Here is a 6,852-nt window from a genome sequence, read left to right as displayed (position 1 = left end):
AGTCGCTCACGCCGAGGTCGCGCAGGGTCGCGATGCCGTCGCGGAACCGGACGGCATGCCGGATGTGCCGGACCCAGGTGCCGCCCGCTGGCCGGACGCCAGCGGGGCGGCGGTCGGTCCGGGGCATCCGGACCCGGTTCGGATACGCGGCTCAGCCGCCGCTCTTGCGGCGGAAGGAGCGCTTGGCCGCAGCCGGGCCGTGAGCACCGTGGATCTTCGAGGCGTTCTTCCCCTTGCCCCCGGCGTTCGCGTCCGCCTGGGCGAGCTTCTTGCGCTCCAGGGCCTCGCGGAACTTGCGCTTCAGTTCGTCGTCGGAACTCTCAGGCTCCTCCGGCGTGACGTCAGACATGCAGACCTCCTGATCTGGCCGATCCGGCTGATCCGGGCGGACGGTCCCACCCTGGCCAGCCGGACCTCATCCTCTCATGTTTCGAACATGGGTCCGGCTGGCTGGAACGCGTCGCGGGCCTGACCGCGAGGGCCGGTCGCCGCCGGTGCCCGCGGCGGTGCCTTTGGCGGCGGCCGGGACGTGTGGTGACACGGGAGGGCGGGCACTCCCGCTAGTTCAGGTCCATGGCCATCAGCAGCAGCAGTCCGGCGAGATGGCCGACGACCACGAAGACGATCACGAAGACGAAGACGAACTTCGCCGGGCCGTGCTCGAAATGCCGGCCCTCCTTGAGCGCGGGGCGCGCGGCCTGGCGCTCGGCGATCCGCTCCTCGATCGACTTGCTGTGAAACATGGGGATCCTTTGCTCGCCGATGCTTGGGGCGATAATAGTTTGTGTATTAATTATCGTACTATGTCGGGTGGAGGTGCGCGTGAGTGACATGACTGATCCCCTGAGTCTGGAGAGCCAGGTGTGCTTCGCCCTGGCGGTCGCCTCGCGCAACGTCATCGGGGTCTACCGGCCGCTGCTGGAGCCGATGGGGCTGACCCACCCCCAGTATCTGGTCATGCTCGCCCTCTGGGAGCAGGCGCCGCTGTCGGTCAAGGAGCTGAGCAAGCTACTGAGACTCGACCCCGGTACGCTGTCCCCGCTGCTGAAGCGTCTCGAGGCCGTTGGCTACATCCGGAGGCAGCGTGACGGCCAGGACCAGCGTGTCCTGGCAGTCTCGCTCACGCCGGAGGGCCGAGGGCTGCGGGACGAGGCGGAGAAGGTTCCGCCGGCGATCGTCAGGCGTCTGGGAATGAACCTGGAGGAGCTCCAGGAGCTCCACCGGTCGCTGAACCGGGTGATCGCCGCGGCGGACGGCGCGCATCACTGATTCATGTGGAGAGGAAAGGCTCATGGCTGGAAGCCACGGAGGAAGTCCGAAGTCTTGGCTTGCGGTGATCATCATTCTGCTGGGGTTCACCGTGGGAGGCGTGGCCCTGTGCCTTGGCCCCAACTGGATGTTCTTCTGGATCGGGACCGGGATCGTCGCGATCGGCGGAGTGGTCGCCCTGGCGGTCGACATCTTCTCGGATGTCATCATCGACGCCCCTCGGGTGCCGCTGGACAACGGCAACAGCTGATCAGGCCTCCTGCAGCGCCTCCTCGACAGAGGTGAAGACCTCGAAGGAGGGGCGTAGGCCGGTGATGGCGAGGATGCGCTCCAGGGTGCCGTGCACGCCGACGAGCGCCAGGCGGACACCCAGAGCGCGACTTCGCTGGAGCGCCAGGATCAGCTCCGCGACCCCGGTGGAGTCGCAGAAGGTGAGCTCCGTGACATCGGCCACGATCAGGGAAGGCGCTTCGACCTCCCATGCCCTCTCCATCTCCAGGCGGAAGGCGGGGGCGTGCCGGTAGTCGAGCTCTCCGAGCACCTGGACGACGAACACCGTCCCGAGCAGCCTCGATGAGGCGGTGAAAAAGGTCATGGTCGGCTCCTTCGCCCGCGGGTGACAGGGCGGGCTGCCCTTTTTCCTACCAGGTCCGGTGCCGCCGTGCTTCTGGAGGGCGTCAAACGACCCGGTAGAGCAGCTCGGGCCGGCCGACCCCACCGTACTGGGGAACCCGGCGGGTGATTCCGCTCTCCGTCAGGTGCTCCAGGTAGCGGCGGGCGGTCACCCGGGAGACGCCGATCGCCGCCCCGGTGGTCTGGGCCGACAGGCCGCCGGGGGATTTGCGCAGCTCCGCCAGCACGGCGTCGAGAGTGGCCTGGGTCATCCCCTTGGGCAGGAGGCTCTGCGCCGGGCCCCGCAGCGCCGCCAGCGTGCGGTCCACCTCGCCCTGGCCACTGGCCTCTCCCAGGCCCTCCACCGACGAGCGGAACTCCGCGTAGTGGGTGAGCTTCTCCTTGAGCGAGGCGAAGGTGAACGGCTTGAGCAGGTATTGGGCCACGCCGACGGAGACCGCGGACCTGACCACCGACAGGTCCCGCGCCGAGGTGACCGCTATGACGTCCGACATCACGCCCGCCGCCCGCAGCGTCCGGCACACCTCAAGACCGTGCATGTCGGGCAGGTAGAGGTCGAGCAGGATCAGGTCGACCGGGTGGCGCCGCAGGAAGCGCAACGCCTCCCCGCCGGACCTGGCCACCCCCGCCACCCGGAAGCCGGGCACCCGCTCCACGAAGACCCGGTTCGCCTCGGCGGTGATCTCCTCGTCCTCGACCACCAGTACCGAGATCATCGCGTTTCCTTTCCGCGCGGCGGCAGCCGTACGGTGAACACCGCGCCGGTCTCGCTCCCCGGGACGGTATGGGCCGTTCCCGTGGCATGGGGTGCCCGCACCGGGTGACCGGCCTCGACGGTCCCGCCGACCTCGATCGTTCCGCCCAGGCGGCGGACCGCCTGGCCGACCATGGCCAGCCCGAGGCCGCGGCCGTCGCCCTTGGTGGTCCATCCCCTGCGGAAGGCCTCGCCCGCTGTCGCGGGGTCGAGCCCCGGGCCGCTGTCGGCCACGCTGATCACGAAGGCCGTCTCGTCGGCGCGCAACCGCACCTCCACCCGGGCGGGCGGGGTTCCCGTCATGGCCGCTTCGACCGCGTTGTCTATCAGGTTGCCGACGATCGTCACCAGATCGCGGGTGTCCAGGCCGAGGTCGTCGAGCTCGCTGTCCGCGGCGATCGCCAGCTCCACCCCCCGTTCCCCGGCCTCGGCGCTCTTGCCCAGCAGCAGCGCGGCGAGCACGGGTTCGCGTACGGCGCCCACCACCCGGTCGGTGAGCTGCTGTGCGGCCCTGATCTCCGCGGTCGCGAACGCCACGGCCTGCTCGGCGCGGCCCAGCTCGACGAGGGTGATGACCGTGTGAAGCCGGTTGGCCGACTCGTGCGCGGCGGCCCGCAGGGAGTCGGCGAAGCCGCGCTCGGCGTCCAGCTGCCCGGCCAGGGACTGCAGCTCGGTGTGGTCGCGGAGGGTGACCACGGTGCCGAGCGAGCGGTTGCCGGAGCGGACCACCGCCGCGTTCACCACCAGCGTCCGCTCCCCGGTCATATGGATCTCGTCGGTGCGGTTCTCGGCCGTCGAGAGCCGCTCGCCCAGTGCGGAGGGAAGGCCCAGCTCGGTGACGTGCCGTCCGTTCACCTCGCCCGCGAGGCCCAGGAGCTCCCTGGCGCCGTCGTTGCAGAGCGTCACCCTGCCCGCGTCGTCGACGAGCAGCAGTCCCTCCCGTACGGCGTGCAGGATCGCGTCGTGGTACTCGTACATCCGGCTCAGCTCGGTGGGGCCCATGCCGTGGGTCTGGCGGCGTAGCCGGGCCCCGACCAGATAGGTGCCCGCCCCGCCGAGGGACAGGCCGAGCAGGCCGATCAGCGCGGCGCCGGCGATCTGGCCGCGGAGCCTGACGCTGATCTTGTTGATCGTGATGCCCGCGCTGACCAGGGCCCTCACCCGGCCGCGGTCGTCGCGGACCGGGGCGACGGCGCGGACCGAGGGACCGAGCGTGCCGGTGTAGGTCTCGGTGAAGGTCTGCCCGGCCAGGGCGGGTGCGGTGTTGCCGAGGAAGCGGTGGCCGATCTGGGCCGGGTTGGGATGTGTGTAGCGCACGCCGTCCAGGCTCATGATCGTGATGAAGTCGACCCCGGTCTCCCGCCTCACCCGTTCCGCGTACGGCTGCAGGACCGCAGAGTCGCCCAGGGAGGCGAGGACGGAGGGGGAGTCGGCCACGCTGATCGTCACCGCCCTGGCGGTGCCGACGGCCTCCTCGACGAGCAGGTCGCGCATCTGCAGGAAGGCGAGCAGCGCGCCACCGGTCACGGTGACGCCCACGACGACGATCTGCAGCGCCAGCATCTGCCTGGCCAGACTCCAGCTGCGCACCTGTTTGGAAAGCTCCCGCAAGTTCACGAACGAAATGTACGCAATGGTGACTTAGATCACAGCGTCGGCGGATAGTCGCTCGACCGGATTTTTCTTCTACCACGGTGGAGACACGCATGAGCGCGGCCCGAGACAGAACACACTACCTGTACATAGCCGTGATCGCCGCAGTGATCGCCGGCGTCACGGTCGGGCTCGTCGCTCCCGATATCGGCAAGGAGCTGAAGCCACTCGGCACCGCCTTCGTCGCCCTGATCAAGATGATGATCAGCCCGATCATCTTCTGCACCATCGTGCTCGGCGTCGGATCCGTCACCAAGGCCGCCAAGGTCGGCAAGGTCGGCGGTCTCGCACTCGGCTACTTCCTCGCCATGTCGACGGTCGCGCTGGGCATCGGCCTGATCGTGGGCAACCTGATCGACCCCGGGCAGGGCCTCGCGCTCACCGACGAGCTCCGCAAGGCCGCCGAGGCCGAGGCGGCCAAGGGCGGCGAGAGCGACACGGTGACGTTCCTGCTCGGGATCATCCCCACCACGCTGGTGTCGGCGTTCACCGAGGGTGAGGTGCTGCAGACCCTGCTCGTCGCGTTGCTCGCCGGGTTCGCCCTGCAGGCGATGGGCGAGCGCGGCAGGCCCGTGCTGAACGGCATCGCGCACATCCAGCGGCTCGTCTTCCGGATCCTCGCCATGATCATGTGGGCCGCCCCCGTCGGTGCCTTCGGCGCGATGGCCGCGGTCGTCGGCGCCACCGGCGTGGACGCGCTCAAGAGCCTCGGCGTCATCATGCTCGCCTTCTACGTGACCTGCCTGCTCTTCGTGTTCGTCATCCTCGGTCCGATGCTCTGGCTGGTGGCGCGGATTGGGCTGCCCTCGCTCCTGCGCTACCTGGGCAGGGAGTTCCTGCTGATCCTGTCGACCTCGTCGTCGGAGTCGGCACTGCCGCGGCTGATCGCCAAGATGGAGCACCTCGGCGTGAGCAGGCCGGTCGCCGGGATCACCGTGCCGACCGGTTACTCCTTCAACCTGGACGGCACCGCCATCTACCTCACTATGGCCACGCTGTTCGTCGCGAGCGCCACCGGCGCGCCGCTCTCCTTCGGCGAGCAGGTCTCCCTGCTGGTCTTCATGATGATCGCGTCGAAGGGCGCCGCCGGGGTCACCGGCGCCGGCCTGGCCACCCTCGCCGGGGGCCTGCAGTCCCACCGCCCCGACCTGGTCGACGGTGTCGGTCTTATCGTCGGCATCGACCGCTTCATGTCCGAGGCACGGGCGCTGACCAACTTCGCGGGCAACGCGGTCGCCACGGTCCTGGTCGGCACCTGGACCGGCGAGTTCGACCGGGAGCGCGCGGCCGAGGTGCTGGCGGGGAGGGTCCCGTTCGACGAGACCACCCTCCTGGACGACGACGATGACGGCGGCGACACCCCGCCGCCCGCCGCGCGCTCGGACGACCCGGTGATGTCACCGGCATAGCGGGAAACCGGGCATACGGGCCGGTGCCGGACACTCGTCTCGGGGGAGCGAGTGTCCGGCACCGGCCCGTATCAGTTCGTCTCGCCGCCCAACGAGATCAGCGCCGGGGTGAACGCGGGCGGGTTCGCCTGCTACTTCCCCGACCCGGACGAGATCGCCCCGGAGTTCGTACAGCCACGCTGACGAACTCCCAGGATCCAGCGGCGTTGACACCCCCGTTGGAGCGCCCTAGCTTGTGCAAACTCAAACGATTGATCGAAAAGGAGCGGTGGATGGCCGTCATCGATGCCCACCAGCACTTCTGGAACCTGGAGACGGGTTCCTACTCCTGGTTGACGCCGGAGGCGGGGCCGATCCACCGCACCTTCGCCCCCGAAGAGCTCCTCGGGCAGCTCGCCGCCGCAGGTGTGGAGCGGACCGTGCTGGTCCAGGCCGCCGACACCTACGCCGACACCGACGCGATGCTGGCGCAGGCGGACGCCCACGACTTCATCGCCGCCGTGGTGGGCTGGGTTCCGCTGAACCGGCCGGACGAGGCCGCCGAGGCGCTGGAGCGCTATGGACGGCACCCGAGGTTCGCCGGGGTCAGGCATCTCATCCACGACGATCCCGACCCCGACTGGGTGATCCAGGACTCGGTGGTCGAGGGGCTGGGCCTCCTCGCGGCGGCGGGGCTGCCGTTCGACGTGGTCGCGGTGCTGCCCAGGCACCTGGAGCACGTGCCGGTCCTCGCCGAGCGTGTCCCCGGGCTGCGGCTGGTCATCGACCACCTGGCCAAGCCGCCGATCAGGGAGAAGGGCTGGGAGCCGTGGGCGTCGCTGATCGCCCGGGCCGCCGAGCATCCCGATGTGCACGCCAAGGTGTCCGGCCTCAACACCGCCGCCGACGCCGAGACCTGGACCGCCGAGGACCTCCGCCCCTACGTCGACCACGCGATCGAGGTGTTCGGCCCCGACCGGCTGATGTTCGGCAGTGACTGGCCGGTGGCCATCCTCGCCGGAGACTACGCCAAGGTGTGGCGGGAGACGGGCGTGCTGCTCGCGGGCCTTGGCGAGAACGACCGCGCGGCCGTACTCGGATCAGCTGCGGATCGGTCATGAAGAGCGCCCAGGCCTCCGTCTTCGGCTTTCCCAA

The 6,852-nt window shown here is 69.6% G+C and carries 10 protein-coding genes; 5 read left to right on the top strand and 5 right to left on the bottom strand.

All coding sequences use genetic code 11. The features are described 5' to 3' along the window. Window positions 1-151: 151 nt before the first annotated feature. Window positions 152-349, bottom strand: a complete 198-nt coding sequence (locus ABZ260_RS43495; RefSeq protein WP_343960976.1) for a DUF5302 domain-containing protein — start codon at window positions 347-349, stop codon at window positions 152-154. Between the two features lie 211 nt (window positions 350-560). After that, on the bottom strand, window positions 561-743 hold the full coding sequence (locus tag ABZ260_RS43490; protein WP_350927369.1) for a hypothetical protein: 183 nt from the start codon (window positions 741-743) through the stop codon (window positions 561-563). 88 nt (window positions 744-831) lie between these two features. Here ABZ260_RS43490 and ABZ260_RS43485 point away from each other — a divergent pair, with 88 nt between their 5' ends. Further along, window positions 832-1,269 (top strand): MarR family transcriptional regulator, encoded by a 438-nt coding sequence (locus ABZ260_RS43485; RefSeq protein ID WP_350927371.1) that lies wholly within the window; start codon window positions 832-834, stop codon window positions 1,267-1,269. Window positions 1,270-1,291: 22 nt separating this feature from the next. Beyond that, window positions 1,292-1,519: an HGxxPAAW family protein gene (locus ABZ260_RS43480; RefSeq protein WP_355568473.1), complete on the top strand. Its 228-nt coding sequence runs from the start codon at window positions 1,292-1,294 to the stop codon at window positions 1,517-1,519. On the opposite strand, the gene ABZ260_RS43475 is transcribed toward ABZ260_RS43480, so the two are convergent. The 3 genes from ABZ260_RS43475 to ABZ260_RS43465 form a co-directional block, all read right to left on the bottom strand. Next, complete coding sequence (locus ABZ260_RS43475; RefSeq protein ID WP_355629646.1) at window positions 1,520-1,864, bottom strand: anti-sigma factor antagonist; 345 nt, start codon at window positions 1,862-1,864, stop codon at window positions 1,520-1,522. An 82-nt stretch (window positions 1,865-1,946) separates the two neighbouring features. Then, window positions 1,947-2,618, bottom strand: coding sequence for a response regulator (locus ABZ260_RS43470; RefSeq protein ID WP_350927377.1), 672 nt, complete (start codon window positions 2,616-2,618; stop codon window positions 1,947-1,949). After that, window positions 2,615-4,273 carry a sensor histidine kinase gene (locus ABZ260_RS43465; RefSeq protein ID WP_355629642.1) on the bottom strand — a complete coding sequence of 553 codons (1,659 nt, stop codon included), beginning with the start codon at window positions 4,271-4,273 and terminating at the stop codon, window positions 2,615-2,617. Before ABZ260_RS43465 ends, ABZ260_RS43470 begins: the two co-directional genes overlap by 4 nt. Window positions 4,274-4,362: 89 nt before the next feature. On the opposite strand from ABZ260_RS43465, the gene ABZ260_RS43460 reads away from it, so the two are divergent. The 3 genes from ABZ260_RS43460 (at window position 4,363) to ABZ260_RS43450 (ending at window position 6,818) form a co-directional block, all read left to right on the top strand. Beyond that, the gene (locus ABZ260_RS43460; RefSeq protein WP_355629640.1) at window positions 4,363-5,718 is read left to right on the top strand and encodes a cation:dicarboxylase symporter family transporter; all 1,356 of its coding nucleotides are present in this window, start codon (window positions 4,363-4,365) and stop codon (window positions 5,716-5,718) included. A 51-nt stretch (window positions 5,719-5,769) separates the two neighbouring features. Beyond that, entirely contained in the window at window positions 5,770-5,901 is a 132-nt protein-coding gene (locus ABZ260_RS43455) for a hypothetical protein (RefSeq protein ID WP_355629637.1), read from the top strand. An 89-nt stretch (window positions 5,902-5,990) separates the two neighbouring features. Continuing rightward, window positions 5,991-6,818 carry an amidohydrolase family protein gene (locus tag ABZ260_RS43450; protein ID WP_355629634.1) on the top strand — a complete coding sequence of 276 codons (828 nt, stop codon included), beginning with the start codon at window positions 5,991-5,993 and terminating at the stop codon, window positions 6,816-6,818. The last annotated feature ends 34 nt before the right edge of the window (window positions 6,819-6,852 follow it).

This window comes from Streptosporangium sp. NPDC006013 (genome assembly GCF_040614275.1).
In the GTDB taxonomy this organism is placed as follows: Bacteria; Actinomycetota; Actinomycetes; order Streptosporangiales; family Streptosporangiaceae; genus Streptosporangium.
Note: the sequence above shows the minus strand (reverse complement) of the source record. Positions and strands in the feature narration are given on the sequence as shown.